Annotated in this window: 19 protein-coding genes; 10 read left to right on the top strand and 9 right to left on the bottom strand. The window is 73.4% G+C overall.

Going from position 1 to position 20,608, the window contains the following annotated elements; genetic code table 11:
- Positions 1–4: 4 nt before the first annotated feature.
- Together BIV28_RS16965 and BIV28_RS16960 are read right to left on the bottom strand one after the other, a co-directional pair.
- Entirely contained in the window at positions 5–385 is a 381-nt protein-coding gene (locus BIV28_RS16965; protein ID WP_076263713.1) for a DNA polymerase ligase N-terminal domain-containing protein, read from the bottom strand.
- 6 nt (positions 386–391) lie between these two features.
- Positions 392–2,665: a helicase-associated domain-containing protein gene (locus BIV28_RS16960; protein WP_076263712.1), complete on the bottom strand. Its 2,274-nt coding sequence runs from the start codon at positions 2,663–2,665 to the stop codon at positions 392–394.
- 71 nt (positions 2,666–2,736) lie between these two features.
- Here BIV28_RS16960 and BIV28_RS16955 point away from each other — a divergent pair, with 71 nt between their 5' ends.
- From BIV28_RS16955 to BIV28_RS16945, 3 genes are all read left to right on the top strand, one after another.
- Complete coding sequence (locus tag BIV28_RS16955) at positions 2,737–3,690, top strand: aldose 1-epimerase family protein (protein WP_076263711.1); 954 nt, start codon at positions 2,737–2,739, stop codon at positions 3,688–3,690.
- 137 nt (positions 3,691–3,827) lie between these two features.
- Complete coding sequence (locus BIV28_RS16950) at positions 3,828–4,223, top strand: cold-shock protein (protein WP_076263710.1); 396 nt, start codon at positions 3,828–3,830, stop codon at positions 4,221–4,223.
- A gap of 5 nt (positions 4,224–4,228) precedes the next feature.
- Positions 4,229–5,083 carry a DUF3027 domain-containing protein gene (locus tag BIV28_RS16945; protein WP_083707456.1) on the top strand — a complete coding sequence of 285 codons (855 nt, stop codon included), beginning with the start codon at positions 4,229–4,231 and terminating at the stop codon, positions 5,081–5,083.
- 94 nt (positions 5,084–5,177) lie between these two features.
- Here the strand turns inward: BIV28_RS16945 and BIV28_RS16940 are convergent, their stop codons facing one another.
- Positions 5,178–5,453 (bottom strand): DUF2530 domain-containing protein, encoded by a 276-nt coding sequence (locus BIV28_RS16940; protein ID WP_076263709.1) that lies wholly within the window; start codon positions 5,451–5,453, stop codon positions 5,178–5,180.
- 71 nt (positions 5,454–5,524) lie between these two features.
- Between BIV28_RS16940 and BIV28_RS16935 the strand changes: the two genes are divergently transcribed.
- The 4 genes from BIV28_RS16935 (at position 5,525) to BIV28_RS16920 (ending at position 9,608) form a co-directional block, all read left to right on the top strand.
- Positions 5,525–7,021 carry an NCS2 family permease gene (locus BIV28_RS16935; protein ID WP_076263708.1) on the top strand — a complete coding sequence of 499 codons (1,497 nt, stop codon included), beginning with the start codon at positions 5,525–5,527 and terminating at the stop codon, positions 7,019–7,021.
- A 160-nt stretch (positions 7,022–7,181) separates the two neighbouring features.
- Positions 7,182–7,619 (top strand): MarR family winged helix-turn-helix transcriptional regulator, encoded by a 438-nt coding sequence (locus BIV28_RS16930; protein WP_076263707.1) that lies wholly within the window; start codon positions 7,182–7,184, stop codon positions 7,617–7,619.
- Positions 7,616–8,914, top strand: a complete 1,299-nt coding sequence (locus BIV28_RS16925) for an MFS transporter (protein WP_076263706.1) — start codon at positions 7,616–7,618, stop codon at positions 8,912–8,914. Before BIV28_RS16930 ends, BIV28_RS16925 begins: the two co-directional genes overlap by 4 nt.
- 166 nt (positions 8,915–9,080) lie before the next feature.
- The gene (locus BIV28_RS16920; protein WP_076263705.1) at positions 9,081–9,608 is read left to right on the top strand and encodes a ferritin; all 528 of its coding nucleotides are present in this window, start codon (positions 9,081–9,083) and stop codon (positions 9,606–9,608) included.
- A gap of 144 nt (positions 9,609–9,752) precedes the next feature.
- Here BIV28_RS16920 and BIV28_RS20320 read toward each other — a convergent pair whose 3' ends face one another.
- Both BIV28_RS20320 and serC read right to left on the bottom strand, forming a co-directional pair.
- Positions 9,753–11,099, bottom strand: coding sequence for a lytic transglycosylase domain-containing protein (locus BIV28_RS20320; protein ID WP_076263704.1), 1,347 nt, complete (start codon positions 11,097–11,099; stop codon positions 9,753–9,755).
- Positions 11,100–11,267: 168 nt separating this feature from the next.
- Positions 11,268–12,410 (bottom strand): phosphoserine transaminase, encoded by a 1,143-nt coding sequence (serC, locus tag BIV28_RS16910; protein WP_076263703.1) that lies wholly within the window; start codon positions 12,408–12,410, stop codon positions 11,268–11,270.
- 305 nt (positions 12,411–12,715) lie between these two features.
- On the opposite strand from serC, the gene BIV28_RS16905 reads away from it, so the two are divergent.
- Positions 12,716–13,618: a hypothetical protein gene (locus tag BIV28_RS16905; protein ID WP_207556058.1), complete on the top strand. Its 903-nt coding sequence runs from the start codon at positions 12,716–12,718 to the stop codon at positions 13,616–13,618.
- A gap of 159 nt (positions 13,619–13,777) precedes the next feature.
- Here BIV28_RS16905 and BIV28_RS16900 read toward each other — a convergent pair whose 3' ends face one another.
- Both BIV28_RS16900 and BIV28_RS16895 read right to left on the bottom strand, forming a co-directional pair.
- Complete coding sequence (locus BIV28_RS16900) at positions 13,778–15,886, bottom strand: PQQ-dependent sugar dehydrogenase (protein WP_083707448.1); 2,109 nt, start codon at positions 15,884–15,886, stop codon at positions 13,778–13,780.
- Positions 15,887–15,988: 102 nt separating this feature from the next.
- Positions 15,989–17,110 (bottom strand): citrate synthase 2, encoded by a 1,122-nt coding sequence (locus tag BIV28_RS16895; RefSeq protein ID WP_076263700.1) that lies wholly within the window; start codon positions 17,108–17,110, stop codon positions 15,989–15,991.
- Positions 17,111–17,258: 148 nt separating this feature from the next.
- Here BIV28_RS16895 and BIV28_RS16890 point away from each other — a divergent pair, with 148 nt between their 5' ends.
- The gene (locus tag BIV28_RS16890) at positions 17,259–17,885 is read left to right on the top strand and encodes a pentapeptide repeat-containing protein (protein WP_076263699.1); all 627 of its coding nucleotides are present in this window, start codon (positions 17,259–17,261) and stop codon (positions 17,883–17,885) included.
- A gap of 25 nt (positions 17,886–17,910) precedes the next feature.
- Here BIV28_RS16890 and BIV28_RS16885 read toward each other — a convergent pair whose 3' ends face one another.
- Positions 17,911–18,315: a hypothetical protein gene (locus BIV28_RS16885; protein ID WP_076263698.1), complete on the bottom strand. Its 405-nt coding sequence runs from the start codon at positions 18,313–18,315 to the stop codon at positions 17,911–17,913.
- A 187-nt stretch (positions 18,316–18,502) separates the two neighbouring features.
- Between BIV28_RS16885 and pdxH the strand changes: the two genes are divergently transcribed.
- Positions 18,503–19,228 (top strand): pyridoxamine 5'-phosphate oxidase, encoded by a 726-nt coding sequence (gene pdxH / locus BIV28_RS16880; RefSeq protein WP_076263733.1) that lies wholly within the window; start codon positions 18,503–18,505, stop codon positions 19,226–19,228.
- A gap of 232 nt (positions 19,229–19,460) precedes the next feature.
- Here pdxH and BIV28_RS16875 read toward each other — a convergent pair whose 3' ends face one another.
- Positions 19,461–20,564, bottom strand: a complete 1,104-nt coding sequence (locus tag BIV28_RS16875; protein ID WP_076263697.1) for a hypothetical protein — start codon at positions 20,562–20,564, stop codon at positions 19,461–19,463.
- Between the last annotated feature and the right edge of the window lie 44 nt (positions 20,565–20,608).

The following is a 20,608-nucleotide window of genomic DNA, read 5'->3' as shown; positions in this document are numbered from 1 at the left end:
GCGCTCAGCCGGGCTGGTCCGGCTGCTCCTTGGTCAGGTGGAGCAGCCAGTCGCGGTCGGTCCGGATGAGCGCGTACCGCCGCGCCGGGCCCCGCCCGTGCAGGACGAAGACGATCCGGCGGTCGTCGCGCGACTCCTCCTGCCACCACCCGGTGTCGGCGACGGACTTGTCCGCGTCGGTGTAGTCGAGGTGGTCCATCGCGTGGTCGTCCACGGCGACGGCCAGCCGGTCGTGGCGGCTCGACGACGGCAGGCCCTTCGGCACGGCCCAGGAGCGCAGCACGCCGCCCTCCTCGAGCCTCAGGTCGAAGTGCGGCCGCGGCTTGCGGTGGTCGTGCAGCACGAACGCCGGCCGGTGGTCGCCGTGACGCCCGAGACCCGTCACGGCCGCTCAGGCCTCGAGGCTGGCGCCGGTGATGCGGTGCACCGACCACGACCGCTCGTGGCCGGACTCGTCGGTGGCCCGGACGCGCCCGCCCTCCACCCGCTGGGGGTGGATGAGGTGACGCGTCGTCGTGCCGTGGCCGTCGGAGTAGCCGATCCAGACGCCGTGCCGGTCGGCGACGGCGTCGCGCAGCAGCGAGAGCGTCACGACCGGGTCCATGGCCTCGAGGCGCGGACCGGGGCGGGCCTCCTCGTCGGCGCGCCGCTGCACGGCGGTGGCCTCGGCGACGCGCAGCCCCGACACGAGCGAGCGGGTGTTGTCGCGGTCGACCGGCGACACCACCGGGCCGGGGCCCCGACGCCGTGACCCGGCCCGACGCTTCGGCGTCTCGGCGTGCACGACGGTGCCGTCGGACCCCTCGTGGACGGGGGCGAACCCGTTGTCGCGCAGCAGGTCGACGAGGGTGCGCGGGTTCGCGGTCGACACGAGCACCGTGGGCGCGAGCCGGCGCAGCTGCAGGGGAGCGAGGTCGCGGGAGGCGAGCATCGTGTCGAGCACCGACTCGTCGTCGGAGCGGACGTACGCCGCCGCGCCGCCGATGCGGGTCTGGCCGTGGCGGCGCGCGACGTCGGTGACGAGGTACTCGAGCGGCTGCGGCACGGGCGTGCGGCTCGAGCGGCGCACCGTGTCGAGGAACTCGGCCGCGCTCCACCCGGCGTCGAGGGCCCGGCGCACCGACTCGGGCGTGAACCGGTACACCGTGGCGCCGCCGCGCGACTCGACGTCGGCCGACAGCCGCATGAACGAGCCGAGGCCGCCGACGAGCGGCCCGGGGGCGACGGCCGTGAGGTCGGCCTGGACGAGCACGTGGTCGACGGGCGCCGGCAGGTGCGGCGACATGGCCGCGGCCACGGCGGCGAGCCGGTCGCCCTCGGGCGGCTCCTCGTCGACGAGCACCCGGCCGGCCGGTGAGAGGGCCCCGCGCCCGGTGACGCCGAGCCACTCGGCCTCCCGAAGGACGGCGTCGACGGCCTCGCCGAGCACCGCCGAGGGACGGTTGGGCCGGCGCCACGTCAGCCGGGCCCGCAGCGACTCGGCGTCGGCGGCCTGCCCCGGCTCGAGGGAGGCGAGCTCGCGCAGCACGTCGCGGCGCACGGCGCGGATCGCGGGCCACTGCACGTCGGGGCCCAACGCGTTGGCGGTGCCGCTGCCCGACGCGCGTCGCCCGACGAGGTGCGGCGCCCGGGTGGAGGCGAACCAGGCCAGCGCGAGCGTGGCCCAGCGGTGGCCGGACTCGGCGCTGCTCCAGTCGTCGATCTCGGAGGTGGGGGCCCACACGGGCACGACCTCACCGTCGTCGGCGACGAGGCCCGCGGCGTGCGCCACCTCGACGACGAACGCGGTGCGGTCGGCGTCGACGTCGAGCACGTCCTGGACGGCGCGCAGGTCGCGCACCGAGAGGCCCCCGGCGCGCAGGACGCGTGGGGGCTCGGCGCCCCACGCGGCGGCGAGCTCGTCGACGTGGGTGAGCAGCTCGCTCGCGGCCCCGCCGGCGACGGCGTCGACGAGGGACACGCTGCGCGCCTCGATGTCGGGCGGGGTCAGCTCGGGGGCCCGGTGCAGGTGCCCGCCGCGCAGGGCCAGCCCGACCTCGCGGGGGAGCATGACGCGGTCGGAGGCGACGGGGACGAGGAGGTGGCGCTCGAGCAGCCAGCGCGCCGTGGACCGCCCGGCCGGCCCGGTCGGCATGACACCGAGCGGCGGGCCCCACGTCATCCGCTCGAGCATGGTCCGCGCCTCCGACGGCGCCTCGGCGAGGGCCTGCCCGATGGCGACGGGGTCGGCATCCTCGGGCACGAAGGTCTGGCGCAGCTCGCGCAGGGGCGGCCCCAGCCCGGCCAACGACGTGCCGAGCACCTCGGGCACGGTGCGCACGACGTGCTCGCCGTCGGCGCCCCGCCACACGAGGGCGCGGCGCCACAGGTCCTCGACGAGCGCCTCGACGAGCGTCACGTCGTCGGTGCCGAGCAGCTCACGGACGCGTTCCAGCGGGACGCCGTCGCCGGCGACGAGCAGCGCCTCGAGCACCTGCAGGTGCCCCCGGTCGAGGGCCTCGACGGCGCGCTGGACGCTGGCCCGGGTGCTGGCCCGTGCCGCGAGACCGGTGAGGTCGGCCGGGGCCGGTCGGGCCAGGTCGGGCCGGGCGAGCACGAGGTCGACGAGCTCGGCGTCGCTGCGCCCGCGGATGTCGTCGGCCAGGCTGCGGCTCGGGGTGGCCATCCTCCCAACCTAGTGCCCGCCTGCTGCCCACCTGCGCTCGTCACGCATCGTGGACCGCTAGCGTGTGCCGCATGAGCGCGCTCAGCCCCGCCTCGCCCGGTCCGTCCGGGCCGCCGTCGCCGACGGGCCAGCAGTGGACCATCGGGCACGGCCCCTTCGAGGCGACGGTCGTCGAGGTCGGCGGCGGGCTGCGCACGCTGACCCGCGACGGCATCGACCTCGTCGCCGGCTACGACGCCGACGAGGCGTGCGCCTCCGGGCGCGGCCAGCAGCTGATGCCGTGGCCCAACCGGATCCGCGACGGTCGCTACGACTTCGCCGGCACCGAGCACCAGCTGCCCGTCACCGAGGTGCCGCTCCGCAACGCGAGCCACGGCCTCGTGCGCTGGGCCCTGTGGGAGCTCGTCGACCTCGAGGACGACGCCGTGACCGTCGGCTACCGCCTGCACCCCCAGCCGGGCTGGGACTGGCACCTCGACCTGCGCACCACCTACCTGCTCGACGACTCCGGCCTCGTCGTCACCGTCGCCGCCCGCAACGTCGGCACCGCCCCGGCGCCGTTCGGCTACGGCGCCCACCCCTACCTCGCCATCGGCGACACCGACCTGTCCGACGTGCGGCTGCAGGTGCCCGCCGCCACGCGCGTCGACGTCGACGACCGCCTGCTGCCGACCGGCACGACGCCCGTCGAGGGCACCGAGCAGGACTTCCGCTCAGCGCGCGCCGTCGGCGCCACGAACCTCGACACCGCCTTCACCGACGTCCTGCGCGACGACGACGGGGCCTGGCGCGCGAGCGTCGCCACGGCGTCCGGCACCCTGACGCTGTGGGCCGACGAGGCCTTCCCGTGGCTGCAGGTGTTCACCGCCGTGGCCCGCGACCGCAAGGGCGTGCCCGGCATCGCCGTCGAGCCGATGAGCTGCCCCGCCGAGGCCTTCAACTCCGGCGACGGCCTCGTCGTGCTCGAGCCCGGGCAGGAGTGGACCGGCACGTGGGGGATCAGCCCGAGCGACGCGTCCGCCTGACACGCGCGGCCGGCGTGCCCCACGGGGCACAGGGCGAAATCCCGTTTGCTCCCAGCCGTTAGGCTGGAGCAGAGCGCAAGGAGCGCCATCGCGTCGTGCCCGGGAGGGCCGAGCGACCGAGATCAACGAGGTGGGCTGTGCCGACTGGCAAGGTCAGGTTCTACGACGCGGACAAGGGCTTCGGATTCATCTCCGAGGACGACGGCCGTGACGTCTTCCTGCACGCGAACGCGCTCCCCGAGGGCGTCACGACGCTCAAGAAGGGCGCGCGCGTCGAGTTCGGCGTCGTCGAGGGCCGCAAGGGCGCCCAGGCGCTGCAGGTCAAGGTGCTCGAACCCACGCAGTCGGTCGCCGCCAACATCACCAAGCGCGAGCGCAGGTCGACCGAGGAGCTCACGGTCATCATCGAGGACGTCGTGCAGCTGCTCGACGGGGTGGGCAACGCCTACCGCGCCGGTCGCCGTCCCGAGCGCAAGCTCACCTCGAACGTCGCGCGGGCCCTGCGCGGCCTCGCCGACGAGCTGGAGAAGTGACGGCGATGATCGCCACCACCACCAAGCAGGACGCCGTGCTCGCCGCGGCCGTCGACCTCGCGCGCGGCGCCCTCGACGGGATTGCCGAGCCCGGCACGGTCGGGGAGCACCTCGGGGTCGAGGCGCTGGGCGAGCGCCTCGCCATGCACTGGTTCGCCTGCACCTCGCCCGGCTACCGCGGCTGGCGCTGGGGCGTCAGCGTCGCGCGCGTGCCCCGGGGCAAGGTCGCCACGGTCTGCGAGACCAACCTGCTGCCCGGTTCCGACGCCGTGCTCGCGCCCGAGTGGGTGCCCTACGCCGACCGCCTCGCCCCGGGCGACCTCGGCGCCGGCGACGTGCTGCCCTACCGCCTCGACGACCCCAACCTCGAGGCCGGCTTCGAGGCGACCGGCGACGAGGACGTCGACCGGGTCGCCCTCGACGAGCTCGGCCTCGGCCGCAAGCGGGTCCTGTCGGCCGAGGGCCGCGAGACCGCCGCGATGCGCTGGTACGAGGGCGAGAACGGCCCCACCTCGGAGGTCGCGCAGAAGGCGTCCGAGCGGTGCTCGTCGTGCGGCTACTTCGTGCCGATGGCGGGCGCGCTGCGGGCCGTCTTCGGCGTGTGTGCCAACGAGTGGAGCCCCTCCGACGGCCGCGTCGTCAGCCTCGACCACGGGTGCGGCGCGCACTCCGAGACCGACGAGGACCACCCGGCACCCGTGCCGGTCGGCGACCCCGTCATCGACGAGCTCGCCGTCGACCTCGAGCCCGTCGAGCGCACGACGCCCGAGCCCGACGCGTCCACGACCGACGCGTCGACCGACGACGCGTCCACCGACGACGACACACCCGACGCGCCGGCCACCGACCAGCGAGGCTGATCGGCTCCTCCGCAACATACCGAGCAGTTGCCAACCGGGGTTGGAATAACCCGAACGGGTTGGCAACTACTCGGTGTGTTGCGGGTCCAGCGCGTCAGCCGGCGTCCCTGGCGTTGCCGCGCCCGCGGCGCAGGTAGCTCCAGCCGATCCCGCCGAGCACGATGCCGGCGACGCACGTCCACGGCCACCAGTCCCGGTCGCCGGTGTGCAGCGCCGGCACGACGAGCACGACGAGCAGCGCCACGACCCACGCGAGGATGCCGACCTCGACGATGCGGCGCATCGGCACGGGCAGCGGCCGCAGCTCCTCGGCGGGAGCCGGGGACTCGGCGTCGGGCTGCGGGTCGTGCGCGGCGTTCGGGTCGGTCACGCAGCACAGCCTAGGGTCTGCACACGCGTCCGAATCGTCCCCCCACCGGTCCCGCCACTAAGGTGTGCGCCATGTCGACCGATACCCACGCTCGCTCGGGCGTCTCCGGGGTCGACGCCTTCTTCCGGATCACCGAGCGTGGGTCCACGCTCGCCCGTGAGGTCCGCGGCGGCGTCGTCACCTTCTTCACGATGGCCTACATCGTCGTGCTCAACCCGATCATCCTCTCCGGCGTCATCGACGGCTCGGGCACGATGATCGGCGGCACCACCGACCTCACCAAGAGCAAGCTGCTCGTGGCCGTCGGCACCGCCGTCATCGCCGGCGTCATGTCGATCCTCATGGGTCTGGTCGCCAACTTCCCGATCGCCCTCGCGGCGGGCCTCGGCATCAACGGCCTCATCACGGGCATGGTGCTGACCCACCGGGCCGAGAAGATCACCTTCGCCGACCTCATGGGCCTGGTCGTCATCGAGGGCGTCATCATCCTCGTGCTCGTGCTCACCGGGTTCCGCAAGGCCGTCTTCAAGGCCATCCCGGCGCCGCTCAAGGTTGCGATCTCGGTCGGTATCGGACTGTTCATCGCCTACATCGGCGTCATCGACGCCGGCTTCGCCCGCCGCCCGACCACGCCCGGCTCCGTGCCGAGCGAGCTCGGCATCGGCGGCAGCCTCGACGGCTGGCCGACGCTGGTCTTCGTCGTCGGCGTCTTCCTCATCGCGATGCTGCTCATCCGCAAGGTCAAGGGCGCCATCCTCATCGGCATCGTCGGGGCGACCGTCCTCGCGATGGTCCTCGAGGCGATCTTCCACATCGGCGGCCGGGTCTACGACGACAAGGGTGCGCTGACCAACCCGTCGGCGTGGTCGCTCACCGTGCCGAAACTGCCCGACTCGGTCACGCAGACGCCCGACCTCGGGATCCTCGGCCAGTTCAGCCTGCTCGGCTCGTTCGAGAAGCTCGGCATCGTCACCGCGGTGATGTTCGTCTTCTCGCTGCTGCTCGCCGACTTCTTCGACACGATGGGCACCGTCGTGGCCATCGGCACCGAGGCCCGGCTGCTCGACGAGGACGGCAACCCGCCGCACACCGACCGCATCCTCGTCGTCGACTCCGTCGCGGCGATCGCCGGTGGTGCCGGTGGCGTCAGCAGCAACACCTCGTACATCGAGTCGGCCTCCGGCGTCGAGGAGGGGGCGCGCACCGGTCTCGCGTCGGTCGTCACCGGCGTCCTGTTCCTGCTCGCGACGTTCCTCGCGCCGCTGTTCGCCGTCGTCCCGTCGGAGGCCGCGGCCCCGGCGCTCGTCATCGTCGGCTTCCTCATGATGAGCCAGGTGACGAACATCGACTGGACCGAGATGGAGGTCGCCCTGCCGGCGTTCCTCACGATCGTCCTCATGCCGTTCACGTACAACATCACGGTCGGCATCGGCGCGGGCTTCATCGCCTGGGTCCTGGTCAAGATCGCCAAGGGCCACGCACGCCAGGTGCACCCGCTGCTGTGGGTCGTCGCCGGCTTCTTCGTCGTGTACTTCGTCAAGACGCCGCTGGAGAGCCTCTTCAGCTGACCGACGCCTCCCGCTCGTCCCGTCGCGAGCCCCCACCCGCACCGGGTGGGGGCTCTCGCCGTGTCCGGTCCGTGGCGGGTTCGACGGACTTCGGAATAGTTAGCAGAAGTAATGAGTTAGGCTAAGCATCACCAGGAACAGAACTGTCGAAAGCACCCGTTTGCGTACCAAGACCCTTTCCCGCAGCGAGCTCGTCTCGCTGAGCAACGACATCCGCCTCGCGTGCATGCGGATCTCGCGCCGTGTCCGGTTCGAGTCCGACCGCGAGCTGCCGCCGCACCACTTCTCCGTGCTGTGCCGCCTCGAGGAGACCCACCGCACCAACAGCGAGCTCGCCGACATCGAGCGCGTCTCCGCCCCGAGCATGAAGCGCACCACCGGCGCCCTCGTCGAGCAGGGCTACGTGGCCCGGGCCGACGACCCCCAGGACGGCCGGCAGGTGATCCTGTCGCTGACCCCCGAGGGTCGCAAGGCGCTGCGTCGCATCCGCCGCCACCGCGACGAGTGGATGCTCGAGCGCTTCGAGACCCTCACGGACGACGAGAGGGACCTGCTGCAGCGCGCCGCCGTCGTGCTGGCGAAGGTGGCGTCCAAGTGAGCCCCACCTTCCACTCGCTCTCGATCCCCAACTACCGCATCTACGCCTCCGGCGCGATCGTCTCGAACGTCGGCACGTGGATGGGCCGCGTCGCCCAGGACTGGCTCGTCCTCACGGTCCTCACCGACCACTCGTCCACGGCGCTCGGCATCGTCACCGGCCTGCAGTTCCTGCCCTTCCTCATCCTCGCGCCGTTCGCGGGGATGCTCGTCGACCGCTTCCCCAAGCGCCGCATCCTCTTCCTGACCCAGACCGCGCTGCTCGTCACGGCCCTGCTGCTCGCCGTCCTCACCGCGGCCGGCGTCGTCGAGCTGTGGCACGTGTACGCGCTCGCCTTCCTCCAGGGCGTCGCGACGGCCGTCGACAACCCGGCCCGCCAGACATTCGTCTCCGAGATGGTCGACACGGCGCACCTGCCCAACGCCGTCGCCCTCAACAGCGCGTCGTTCAACCTCGGCCGCCTCGTCGGGCCCGCCGTCGCCGGCCTCGTCATCGCGTGGTTCGGCATCGCACCGGCGCTCTATGCCAACGCCGCCACGTTCGTCTTCGTCCTCGTCGCGCTGCTGCGGATGAACACCAGCCTGCTCACCCCGTCGCCCCGGGCCCGCGGCAAGCACCAGATCCGCCAGGGCCTGCGCTACGTCAGGGGCCGCCCCGACATCATGCTCGTCATGGCCCTCGTCTTCGTGCTGGGCACCTTCGGCATGAACTTCCAGCTGACGATGGCGCTGATGGCCACGAAGGTCTTCGACAAGGGTCCGGGGGAGTACGGCCTGCTCGGCTCGATCATGGCGATCGGCTCGCTCACCGCCGCGCTGCTCTCGGCGCGTCGGGCCCGGCCGCGGCTGCGGGTGCTGCTCGTCGCGCTCGCCGGCTTCACCGCGTCGACGGCGCTGCTCTCGACGGCGCCCAACTACGTCATGTTCGCGGTCTGGCTCGTGCCGACGGGCCTGTCGGCCCTCACCGCGCTGACCACCGCCAACGCCATGGTGCAGGTCAGCGTCGACCCGGTCATGCGGGGCCGCGTCATGGCCCTCTACATGGCGATCTTCATGGGCGGCACCCCCATCGGGGCGCCCGTGATCGGGTGGATCGGCGACGTCTGGGGCCCGCGCTGGACCATCGGCATCGGCACCGCCGCGGTCGGCCTGTCGCTGGGGGCGGTGGCTCTCTGGTTCGCACGTCGGCAGAATGTCGCGGTGACCTTCCAGACCCAGTCCCGGCCCCGCTTCCGGATCCAGCTCGCCTCGGCGACGCCGTCGGAGATCCCGGCGACGCCCGAGGTGACGAAGTGAACTTCAAGTTCCGCCACCGCATCACCGTCGCGGCGCTCGTGCTCTTCATCGTCATCGCCGTCGTCGCGGCGGTCGTCAATCGCTGAGCCGCGTCCCGTGAGCTGACGCGTCGGGCGTCTCCCTAGGATGGGGCCGCCCGACCGCGCCGACGCAGGAGCCCACCCCCATGGCATCGCAGAAGTTCGTCGAGCTGCTCAACGAGCAGGTCGCCCACGAGTACGCCGCGCACCAGCAGTACGTGGCCATCGCCGTGTACTACGACACCCTGACGATGCCGCAGACCGCGGCCCTGTTCCACCGCCAGGCGCTCGAGGAGCGCGACCACGCGATGATGATGGTGCAGTACCTGCTCGACACCGACTCGACCGTGACGATCCCCGGCGTCGAGGCCCCGCGCAACGACTTCGCCGACATCGTCGAGCCGGTGCGGCTCGCGCTCGAGCAGGAGAAGCGCGTCACCGAGCAGGTCAACGCCCTGACCGCCGTCGCCCGCGCCGAGAACGACTACGCCTCCGACCAGTTCATGCAGTGGTTCATCAAGGAGCAGGTCGAGGAGGTCAGCTCGATGTCCTCGCTGCTGGCCGTCGTCGAGCGCAACCGCGAGGACATCGAGAACATCGAGGACTACCTGCGCCGCGAAGCCGGGACCGAGGGCGTCGACCCCTCCGCACCGCCAGTGGCCGGTCGCCCCTGACCGACGCGTCGGCCCCTGACGCGTGGGCATCCTGACGTGTGGGCACCCTGACGCGTGGGCACCCTGACGCGTGGGTCCCCCGGACGCGACGGAAGCGGCCGCCCCGGATGGACGGCCGCTTCCGTGTGAGGGGTGACCTCGGCCTCAGCCGAGGAGCCCTCCGCTCGGGCACGTGACGACCTTCTTGTCGAGCAGGCACACGACCTTGGCCGAGAGCGGGTCGAGCACGCGGACCAGGCCCGTCGGGTCGCCGGGGAGCAGCGGCAGGTGCGGCAGCGCGAGCAGGCGCACGATCTCGGCGGGCAGGGTCGGCACCGGCAGCGGCGGGACCGAGGGGAGCACGGGCACCGGCACGGTCGGCGTCGGGAGGGGGACCCCCGGCACCTTGGGGACCGGCACGGTGATCGCCGGGCGCGGCGCCTTCGACGGCGCGGGCTTCGGAGCCGGGGTGCTCGAGCCCGAGGGCTTCGGGGCCGGCTTCGAGGCGGAGGGCGACGGCTTCGCCGAGGAGCCCGGTGTGGGGCGGGCCCCCGGCGAAGCCGTCGGCTGGTGGGCCGGCGGACCGGCGTAGGCGAACCCCGAACCGTCGGGGGTGGCCGTGCCGGTGCCGGCAGCGGGCCGCGCGGCCGGCAGGGAGCCGACGGGCACGACCGAGACGCCGCGGCGGTACGCGTCGGCGATGGACAGCACGCTGTGCACGTAGCTGTCGGAGTGGTTGTAGCGGAAGACCGCGTCGTAGGCGGCCCGCGGGTCGCGCAGGTTCGCGTGGCCGGAGCAGAGCATCGCGCCCGCGGCGGTGACGGCGTCGGTGAGGTTCTGCGGGTCGGAGACGCCGTCGCCGTTGCCGTCGCGGCCCATCGAGGACCACGAGGTCGGGATGAACTGCATGGGGCCGACGGCGCGGTCGTAGACGCTGTCGCGGTCGAGGCGCCCGCCGTCGGTGTCGGTGATGCGGCTCGTGCCGCGGCTGCCGTCGAGCGGGATGCCGATGATGCCGGGGCGGGCGACGCCCGACGCGTCGAGCCGGTTGCCGCCGAACTGCGCGTGGTTGCTCTCGACGCGGCCGATGGCCCCGAGCAGCGCCCAGTCGACGCCGCACGAGGGGTCGACGTGGTCGAGCAGGCCGGCCGCCTGCTGGTAGGCCGCGAGGGCCAGGCTCGGGATGCCGTTGGAGTCGAGGCGCACGGGCATGAGCCCGCTCAGGGCGTGCACGGCCTCCTGAGCGGCGCTCGGGACCGCGACGCTCGCGTAGTCGGAGGTGTAGGTGTCGTAGACCGGCGGCAGCTGCATCGGTGCCGGCGCGGGACCGGCGTCGGGGTAGTCCGGGCCGGCCGACTGCGTCACGGCCTGGTCGGGCACGGTGAGCGCGGTGGGCGTCGGGTCGGCCCCGGAACGGGCGGCCACGGCGATGCCGGTGGCCGCGAGCGCGATGACGGGCAGCGCCGCGGCGACGCGTCGGCTGACGCGACCGGCTCGGACGATGCGGACCATGGTGACTCCTCGATGACAGCCGCCCCCATTGGCGGTCGCAGGGGTCAACGAGTCGGGAGGCGGAAGGTCACGCGTCGTGGTATCGCCTCGTGTGGTGTCCGCCACACGAGCGGTCGGCGAGGGGTCAACGAAGGGTCAGCGCAGGGTCAGCGCGGGGTCGGCGCGAGGTCAGCGCAGGGCGGAGACGACGTGGTCGATCGCCCGGGTGAGCGTCGTGACGTCGTCGGGCTCGACGGCCGGGAACATCGCGACGCGCAGCTGGTTGCGGCCGAGCTTGCGGTACGGCTCGACGTCGACGATGCCGTTGGCGCGCAGCACCGTGGCCACCGCGGCGGCGTCGACCGAGGCGTCGAAGTCGATGGTGCCGACGACCTGCGAGCGCGCGGCCGGGTCGGCGACGTACGGCGTCGTGTAGCCGGTCTGCTCGGCCCACGCGTAGAGGCGGCTGCTCGAGTCCTTGGTGCGGGCCGCGGCCCAGTCGAGGCCGCCGTTGCCGTTGAGCCACTGCAGCTGGCTGTTGAGCATGGCGATCGTCGCGAGCCCCGGGGTGTTGTAGGTCTGGTTCTTCAGCGAGTTGTCGATCGCGGTGGGCAGGCTGAAGAAGTCGGGCACCCAGCGGCCGGTCGCGGCGATCTCCTCGACGCGGGCGAGCGCGGCGGGGGAGAAGAGCGCGAGCCAGAGACCGCCGTCGGAGGCGAAGCACTTCTGCGGCGCGAAGTAGTAGACGTCGGCCTGCGTGATGTCGACGGGCAGGCCGCCAGCGCCGGACGTCGCGTCGACGAGCACGAGCGCGTCGTCGTCGGCACCCTCGACGCGTCGGACCGGCGCCATGACGCCGGTGGAGGTCTCGTTGTGCGGCCAGGCGTAGACGTCGACGCCGGCCTCGGCCCGCGGGGTCGCCAGGGTGCCGGGGTCGGCCGTGATGATCGTCGGCTCGCCGAGGAACGGGGCGGCCTTGGTGACCGCGCCGAACTTGCTCGAGAACTCGCCGAACGCGAGGTGCTGGGCGCGGTCGCGGACGAGGCCGAACGCGGCGATGTCCCAGAACGCGGTGGAGCCGCCGTTGCCGAGGATCACCTCGTAGCCGTCGGGGAGGCTGAAGAGGTCGCGCAGGCCCTGGCGGACCTCGCCGACGAGGTTCTTGACCGGGGCCTGGCGGTGCGAGGTGCCGAGGACCGTGCCGGCCAGGGAGGCGAGGTACTCGACCTGCTCGGGGCGCACCTTCGAGGGCCCGGACCCGAAGCGTCCGTCGCTGGGCCGCAGCTCGGCGGGGATCGTGATGGTCGGGGTCGCGGCGGGTGCTTCGGTCACGTGTGCTCACCTCGGACGGGGCCACGACGCCTCGCGTGTGGCACGGGTGTTTCGACGGAGTGACTCCGGTGTCACCCGCCACATTGAACCCGATCTGCCCGACTGGTGGACACCGTTGCCCGACGTGTGGACGCCCACACCCACCCACGCCAGCCGTGCGGACTTGCGCCACAAGTGCGCGTTTCCACCAGGGGTGGCCGATGCGACGCGCATCGGTGCGGGGAGCGCGCACCTCTGGCGGCATCGCCCGCGGCTGTCCACAGGCTCCCCGCGGCGCCTGCGTCGGTCGGGCCATCATGAACGGCATGGACGTCGAGCAGCTGGCCCGGGACGACGTCGTCAGCGCTGCCCGACTGTCCGCCGCCGGGCACTCCGATGCCGCCATCGCCGCCGCCGTCCGGGCCGGCCTCCTCGTGCCACTGATTCGGGGCTGGTACTCGGTGCGTCCTGCTCGTGACGCTCGCGACCTGCACTGGCTGCGGGCCACGGCCGGGTGGCGCAGGTTCGGCGGTCGGGCGCTGCTCAGCCACCAGTCGGTGCTCGTGGCGCAGAACCTGCCCGACTACGCCCTCGACCTCGGCGTGGTCCACCTGACGAGGAAGGGCCACGGTACGACGCGGAACGGGCGTGGGCTGAAGGTCCACCGCGCCCTTCCCGACCTTCCGTCGCCCCTCTCCGGCGGTCTGCCCGACCGCGTACCCACCGCCGTCGGCGTCGTCCAGGCCGGGCTCGAAGGCGTGCCGCTCACCGCTCTCGTTGCCGCGGACGCGGCGCTGCACCGGGGGCTCGTGACGGCAGAGCAGCTCGACCTGGCCTGCGACCTGATGGCCGGCTGCCGCGGCATCGGTCCCGTGCGCGCGATCCTGCGCGAGGCGGACGAGCGCATCGAGTCGCCCGGGGAGAGCATCATCGGCCACCGGCTCCGCGCCCTCGGCTACGTGCTCGACCCGCAGTTCGAGGTCAAGACCGACTTGGGTCCGCGGTTCGCCGACTTCCGCATCCGCGGCACCCGGGTCCTCGTCGAGTTCGACGGCGCGCAGAAGTACGGCGGCAGGGAGGCCGCCTTCGAGGAGAAGCGGCGGGAGGACGCGATGCGGCGCAAGGGCTACTTCTTCGCCCGGTACGTCTGGGACGAGCGCGACGACGTCCGGCTCATCGGGGCCCGGGCGGCGCAGGCGATCGCCGACTCCCGACGCTGGGCGGCCTGAGCCGGCCTGAGCCGGCCTGAGCCGGCCTGAGCCGGCCTGAGCCGGCCATAGCCGTGCGTCTTCGCGCCAGAAGTGCGCGTTTCCCCGATGAGTGCGCCGAGCAGACAGCGCTCCTGACGGAACCGCGCACTCCTGAGGGGATCGCGCACCCCGCCGGGGTCAGCGGACGGTGCCGCCGAGGGAACGGACGACGTACTGGCCGGGGCGCGCGTCGTAGAGCGAGAGCGTGCCGTCGGAGGCACGGCCGAAGGCGAGGAAGCCGCCGTCGGAGCGGGCCACGACGTCGGGCGCCGACGTGGACGCCGCGGCCGTGCCGGTGAGGATGCTGCCGCGCTGCACGACGAGGCGCCCGTCGATGCCGACGCCGACCGCCACCCGCGCCTGGCCGGGGAAGGCGTCGCCGAGCGCCCGGGCCGAGAAGAGCGAGAGCGAGTCGTAGCGCAGCGTCCACGTGCCGCGGCTCGTGCTGTTCGGGGTGAAGAGCGCCTCGTACGTCGCGCCGTTCGTGCCCCGGCCGCTGACGATCGTGCCCTTCGCCGAGGGCGAGGCCGACGCCGACAGCGCCGAGGTGAAGACGCCCCCGGCCGGCAGCCACGCCCGCCACACGCGTCCGTCGAAGTGCCGACGCAGGCCGGTGCCGTCGGGCGCCACCGCGAACACGTCGAGCGTGCCGTCGCCGAGCGAGGACGCGTGCTGGGAGACGACGCGTCCGCCGAGGTTGGTCGCGCCCTTGCGGACACCCCCGACGTACCAGGTGTGCACGACCTGGCCCGAGGCGTTGCGGGTCAGCAGGTCGACGCGTCCGGCGCGCGAGCTCGTGGCCGACGGGGCGTCGGTCGAGGACACCCACGTGTTGGCCCACGAGGCCCACGTGGAGCCGTCGTTGGTGGAGCGGGTGAAGCGCACGACGCCGTCGGCGCCGCGGGCGAACGCCACGACCTCGGTACCCGTGCGGGCTGCCGTCACCCCGACCGGAGTGACGAGCTGCCCACCGCTCTTGCGCGGCACCGTCCCGGTCGGGTGCACCCGGACGATGCGGTCGTTGCTGCCGTTGGAGGTCGTGAACCACAGCGACCCGTCGGGGCCGAGCTGGGCGGCGCGGACGCGTCCGTACCCCTGGGCCACGGCGAGGCGCTCGACGTGGGCGACCTTCCCGGTGGTCGGCGAGGGGTTGAGCCGCATGAGGTAGAGGCCCTGCCCCTTGAGCAGGCCGACCGCGAGCGCGCCCTGCCACTGGCCCCAGGCCGCGCCGCGCAGGAAGGTGGCCCCGCTCGTCGCGACGGTCGGGTAGCCGGAGGACCACTGCGACGTGCGCGCCGACGGGAACTTCGACAGGTCGGTCATCGGCGTCGACTCGTCGTAGCCGGGCACGGGGTCCCAGCCGTAGTTGCCGCCGCGGACCGACAGGTTGATCTCGTCGTCGCGGTCGGTGCCGTGCTCGGCCGACCACAGCTCGCTCGTGCCCGGCCGCAGCGCCAGGCCCTGGACGTTGCGGTGCCCGAAGTTCCAGACGTACCGGGCGTTGCCGCCGCGGGAGTAGAAGGGGTTGTCGGAGGGGATCGTGCCGTTGGCGTTGACGCGCAGCACCTTGCCGCCGAGCGAGGACAGGCTCTGCGGGTTGGTGCCGGTCGCGGCGTCGCCGGTGCCGACGTAGAGCCTGCCGTCGGTGCCGAAGCGCAGCCGGCAGCCCGAGTGCCGCCCGCTGGTGACGGGCAGCCCGGTGACGACGGGCGAGCCGTCGGAGACCGCGGTGGTGTCGCTCGTGAGCCGCCAGCGCAGGACGCGCACGTCGAGCGGGTTGCCGGTGGAGCCGCGGACCGACTGGCAGGTGTAGAACCGCTTGTTCGTCGCGGCGCCGGGGTCGGCGACCATCCCGAGCAGCCCGCCCTCGCTGTTGACGTAGAGGGACGGGAAGCCGCTGATCGTCACCCGACGCGGGGCGGCGCCGTCGCGCTTGGACCACACCTGCCCGCCGCGCAGGTCGTAGAGCATGAGGCTGCCGACCCACGTGAGGTCCCACGGGTAGGACAGGCCCGACACGACCGTCGTGACCTGCAGCGTCGTGGACGCGGTGGTGGCGGAGGGCGCGGTGGCGGCCACAGGCGCTGCAGGAGCGGACGCCGGGGCCGGCGCCGCGAGCGGCGCCAGGGAACCCGGCGGCGTCGGCGAGGCGGTGGCAGCCGGTGGACCGGAGGCCGTGACGACGCCGGCGGCGAGGATCGTGCTCGCCGCCGCGATGGACGCTCTGACAACCGCACGCCGCACCATGGTGCCTCCCGACTCTGGGCGCTGCAGGTGTCCTCTTTGCGAGGTTCCTCCCGCCACCGTACGCGCGTCAGAGCCGGGGGGCACCCCGGGAGAGCGGTGGGTTCAGCCGGTGACCTGGGGCGTCCAGCCCGCGACGTCCTCGGGCTTGCGGGGCCCCTCGCCGATGTAGCGCGAGGACGGTCGGATGAGGCGTCCGGTCTGCTTCTGCTCGAGGATGTGCGCCGACCAGCCGGCGGTGCGCGCGCACGTGAACATCGGCGTGAACATCTCCGGCGGCACCTCGGCGAAGTCGAGGATGACCGCTGCCCAGAACTCGACGTTCGTGGCGAGCACGCGGTCGGGGCGCCGGGCCTGCAGCTCCTCGAGCGCGGCCTTCTCCAGGGCCGCGGCCACCTCGTAGCGCGGGGCGCCGAGGCGCTCGCAGGCCGCGCGCAGCACGCGGGCGCGCGGGTCCTCGGCCCGGTAGACGCGGTGGCCGAAGCCCATGAGGCGCTCGCCGCGGTCGAGGACACCCTTGACGTAGGCCGACGCGTCGCCCTGCTCCTCGACGCCGGAGAGCATGTGGAGCACGCGCGAGGGGGCCCCGCCGTGGAGCGGTCCCGACATCGCGCCGACCGCTCCGGAGAGCGCGGCGGCCACGTCGGCGCCGGTCGAGGTGATGACGCGCGCGGTGAAGGTGGAGGCATTCATGCCGTGTTCGGCGGCCGACACCCAGTAGGCGTCGACGGCCTCGACGTGCTTGGGGTCGGGCTCGCCCCGCCAGCGGATCATGAACCGCTCGGTGATGGAGCGGCCCTTGTCGACCTCGCGCTGGGGCACCATCGGGCGGCCGAGGCCGCGCGCCGACTGGCCGACGAAGGACAGCGCCATGACGGCGGCCCGAGCCAGGTTGTCGCGCACCTCCTCGGCGTCGATGTCGAGCGTCGGGCGGAAGCCCCAGACGGGCGCGAGCATCGCGAGCGCCGACTGGACGTCGACGCGGACATCGCCGGTGTGGACCGGCAGGGGATAGGGCTCTGCGGGCGGCAGGCCCGGGTCGAACTCGTTGTCGACGAGCAGGCCCCAGACGTGCCCGAAGTCGACGCGGCCGACGAGGTCGTTGATGTCGACGCCGCGGTAGCGGAGGGCCCCACCCTCCTTGTCCGGCTCGGCGATCGTCGACTCGAACGCGATGACTCCCTCGAGACCCGGCTTGAAGTCGGGGTCCGGCGTGCTGTCTGCCATGTGGGTCCTTGCTGTGCAGGCGGTACCACCGCGGTGTGGAGGCCAGGCAGCGGACGCGTCGGGCGCCGTGGTCGGGAGCCGTCGGTCCTCGCGGACGCGTCGGGCGCCGTGGTCGGGAGCCGTCGGTCCTCGCTGCCAGACTCACCGTATGCCGTCAGCAGCCGACCAGACCTCCTTTCGCGACGCGGTGTTCGCCACACGAGACCCCCACCAGGACGCCGTGCGCTTCGAGGGCACCGACTTCACCGCGGCGCGCGCCGGCGGCTTCACCTTCCTCGAGTGCTCGCTCGTCGACGTGGGCCTCGACGACGCCCACCTGGAGTCCTCGCGCTGGTCCGAGTGCGAGTGGGACCGCGTCCACGGCGTCGGCGTCAGCCTGCCGGAGGCGAGCCTGATCGAGACGACCCTCGAGGGCTGCCGCCTCGGGGCCGTGTCGGCGTGGGGCTCGACGTGGCGCGACGTCACGGTGCGGGGCGGCAAGATCGACTTCCTCAATCTGCGCGGTGCGAAGCTCAAGGACGTCACGTTCCTCGACTGCGTCGTCGTCGAGCTCGACCTGCAGGAGGCCACTGTCGACGGGCTGACGTTCGAGGGGTGCACGCTGGTCGAGCCGTCGTTCGGCCGTGGCCGCTACAAGGGGCTCGACCTATCAGGGGCGACGCTGCGGGCACCCCACGGCCTGGCCGGCCTCAAGGGCGCGACGCTGTCGCGGCCGCAGGTCATCGACCTGGCCGACGCGCTCGCCGCCGAGCTCGGCATCGTCATCGCCGACTGACGCGGGCCCGCGGCGTGGAGCGGGGTCAGTTCAGCTGGTTGGGCTTGCCGCGGCGCAGGGCCGCGGTGGCGGCGTCCTTGGCGCGGCCCTTGACGCCGACCTTGTCCTCGGGGCGGATCCGCTTGGTGAGGTCGGCACGCTCGACGAGCATCGACAGCGGGATGTCGGCCGGCGGGTACACGGTGACCGACTCGTCGGCGCTGAAGACCACCCAGTGCGCGCGATCGCCCTTGTAGACCTTGAGGATGCTGCCCTCGGACAGCGACGACGCGTGGGCCATGGCCTGCCGGCGGGCCTTCTCGCTCGAGACGGCCTTGTTGATGGCCTCCTTGGCCGGCTCGCGGAACGCCTGGGTGGCCACCCAGATCTGCGGTCCGTACTTGATGCCGAGCCGGACGCCCTGGCCGATCACCTTGCCCTTGCCTGCCATCGCGTCTACTCCTCCTGCCCGTCGCCGGGCCGATCGTTGCGTCCGCGGGGCCGTCGCCCGACGCCCGCGGGCCGTCTGCCCCAAACCCTAGTCTGAGGTCATGGACACTCCGGACTCCTCGTACCCGCCCGGCGCCGGCACCAGCGACGCGACCGACGCGAACCGCTCGACCGACGCGTCCGGCGGCATGGCCGGCGCGACCGACGCGTCAGGTGCGTCCGACGCGTCCGTGCCCCCGCAGGCGCGACGCGTCGACTACGCGGGCGAGGGCCTCGACGAGTCGCAGGTGGCGGAATCGCCCTACGAGCAGGCCCGCGCGTGGGTCGACGCCGCGGTGCTCGCGGCCCACGAGCGCGACGACGTGCCAGAGCCGACGGCCATCTCGGTGGCCACCGTCGACGCGTCCGGCGTGCCGAACGTGCGCACCGTGCTCATGCGCTTCTTCGACGAGCGGGGTCCCGGCTTCGTCACCAACCTCGGCTCGGCCAAGAGCGAGGAGCTGCGCGCCAACCCGAGCGTCGCGGTGTCGCTGACCTGGCCCTCGCTCTACCGGGCGATCCGGTTCCGGGGCCGGGCCCAGCTGGTCGGGCGCAGCGAGGTCGAGGCCTACTTCTCCTCGCGCCCGTACGGCTCCCGGCTGTCGGCGTGGGCCTCGGACCAGTCGCGCCCGGCCGCCGACCGCGCCGAGCTCGAGCGCCGCTGGCAGGAGGTGCTGGCGCGCTTCCCCGACACCGGCAGCGATGCCGACGTGCCGGTGCCCGACTTCTGGGGCGGCTGGCGCGTCGTCTGCGACGAGGTCGAGTTCTGGGCCGGACGCGCCAACCGGCTCCACGACCGCATCGTCTTCCGCCGCACCGGCGTCGGCAGCCTCGCCGACCCCTCGGCCTGGAGCCGCTCGCGCCTGCAGCCCTGAGCGGGCCGACCGGCGGCGGACACAGAACAGGGCGGCCCGGCTGACCGGACCGCCCTGCCTCACTCCTGAGTGAAGGTGGGGACGCGGCTATCGCGTGGCCACCTCGCACGTTCCGGAAGAGATCACTTCTCGGACCACCTCCTTCCGTTGTCGATGCGACGACGTTACGTCGCGCCGCGGAGGCGGGCAAGGACTTTTCCACCGGGCGAACCGACGCCGGTGGCGCGGTCGGTCAGCTGCCGACCTCGGCCTCGGGGGCGACGGCCGTGGCCGGCTGCGGGTCGGCGACCGAGCCGTGGCCGCCGGCAGCGGGCCCGGCCTGGCGCGGCGTGGGCGGCTCGGCGCTGGCTGGCGGGTCGGGCACGAGGGTGAGGCGCGGCTTGGTCCGGGTGCGGCGACCGGCCGCGACGACGACGAGCGCCGCTGCCATCTCGAGGTGCACGGCCCACGACCACAGGGCGCCGAAGAGCACCTGCCCCTGCCGGAACCCCATCGCGAAGACGACGGCGACGACCGCCGCGGCGATGAACCCGACCGCCCAGACCCGGGCCCCGGTCAGCCACGGGAAGCGGCCCTCGAAGGCGGCCGACTCCTCGGTGGCGAAGCGCGGCATGAACGCCACCCACACGAGCAGCTGCATCGTCTGCAGGAACGCGTAGACGGTGAGCAGGCGCAGGTCGAGCACGCCCGACGCGTCGCCGGGCAGGGCGGCCGCGGCCACGAGGGAGCGCCCGTCGCCGACGACGCTGCGCACGATGCCGGGCTCGCCGGTCAGCCACGAGTCGACCGCGCCGGCGAGCAGGGCCGCGGGGACGAGCAGCCCCCACGCGAGCTGGACGCCGCGGAACAGCCGGCGGTCGAAGGCCCGGGGCAGGCGGCCGGCCCAGTCCCAGAGGAAGACGAGGACGACGAGCTGGTGCAGGTGCAGCAGCGCGAACGCGTAGTGGTCGGGCCACACGAGCGACGCGGCGCCGAGCAGCCCGGCGACGACGTAGGCCACGACGCGTCGGCGTCCACGCAGGCCCACCCGGGCCACGAGCGCGACCACGCAGAAGCCGAGCATGGCCTCGGCGCGTCGGGCCTGGCTGCCGAGCAGGTGCTCGGCGAGGCGCAGCACGCTCGTGCCGGCGAGGAGCACCGCGAGGCCGCTGACGACGTCGCGGCGCGCGATGACGGGCAGGCGGCCGATGAGGTAGCGCAGCTCGAGCAGCACGGCGAGGGTGCCGAAGATGATGAGCCCGATGACGGCGGTGGCGACGGGGGAGGCGAGCGCGACGACGAGGGCGGTGGCTGCTGCCACCGCCAGGGCCCCCGTAGCCCGCTCGCTCGTCGTCACGGCCCCATCGTTCCGTCGGCCGGAACGACCCGGCCACCTGAGTA

The organism is Intrasporangium flavum (assembly GCF_001956915.1).
Taxonomy (GTDB): domain Bacteria; phylum Actinomycetota; class Actinomycetes; order Actinomycetales; family Dermatophilaceae; genus Monashia; species Monashia flava.
The sequence above is the reverse complement of the archived record's forward strand: the minus strand, read 5'-3'. Positions and strand labels throughout refer to the sequence as shown.

Coding starts and splice junctions, on each gene's coding strand:
- BIV28_RS16885 (WP_076263698.1), bottom strand. CDS start 18,315: ATGGCAGGCAAGGGCAAGGTGATCGGCCAGGGCGTCCGGCTCGGCATC.
- BIV28_RS16900 (WP_083707448.1), bottom strand. CDS start 15,886: ATGGTGCGGCGTGCGGTTGTCAGAGCGTCCATCGCGGCGGCGAGCACG.
- BIV28_RS20320 (WP_076263704.1), bottom strand. CDS start 11,099: ATGGTCCGCATCGTCCGAGCCGGTCGCGTCAGCCGACGCGTCGCCGCG.
- BIV28_RS16895 (WP_076263700.1), bottom strand. CDS start 17,110: ATGGCAGACAGCACGCCGGACCCCGACTTCAAGCCGGGTCTCGAGGGA.
- BIV28_RS16945 (WP_083707456.1), top strand. CDS start 4,229: ATGATCGCCACCACCACCAAGCAGGACGCCGTGCTCGCCGCGGCCGTC.
- BIV28_RS16955 (WP_076263711.1), top strand. CDS start 2,737: ATGAGCGCGCTCAGCCCCGCCTCGCCCGGTCCGTCCGGGCCGCCGTCG.
- BIV28_RS16890 (WP_076263699.1), top strand. CDS start 17,259: ATGCCGTCAGCAGCCGACCAGACCTCCTTTCGCGACGCGGTGTTCGCC.
- pdxH (WP_076263733.1), top strand. CDS start 18,503: ATGGCCGGCGCGACCGACGCGTCAGGTGCGTCCGACGCGTCCGTGCCC.
- BIV28_RS16905 (WP_207556058.1), top strand. CDS start 12,716: ATGGACGTCGAGCAGCTGGCCCGGGACGACGTCGTCAGCGCTGCCCGA.
- BIV28_RS16960 (WP_076263712.1), bottom strand. CDS start 2,665: ATGGCCACCCCGAGCCGCAGCCTGGCCGACGACATCCGCGGGCGCAGC.
- BIV28_RS16920 (WP_076263705.1), top strand. CDS start 9,081: ATGGCATCGCAGAAGTTCGTCGAGCTGCTCAACGAGCAGGTCGCCCAC.
- BIV28_RS16935 (WP_076263708.1), top strand. CDS start 5,525: ATGTCGACCGATACCCACGCTCGCTCGGGCGTCTCCGGGGTCGACGCC.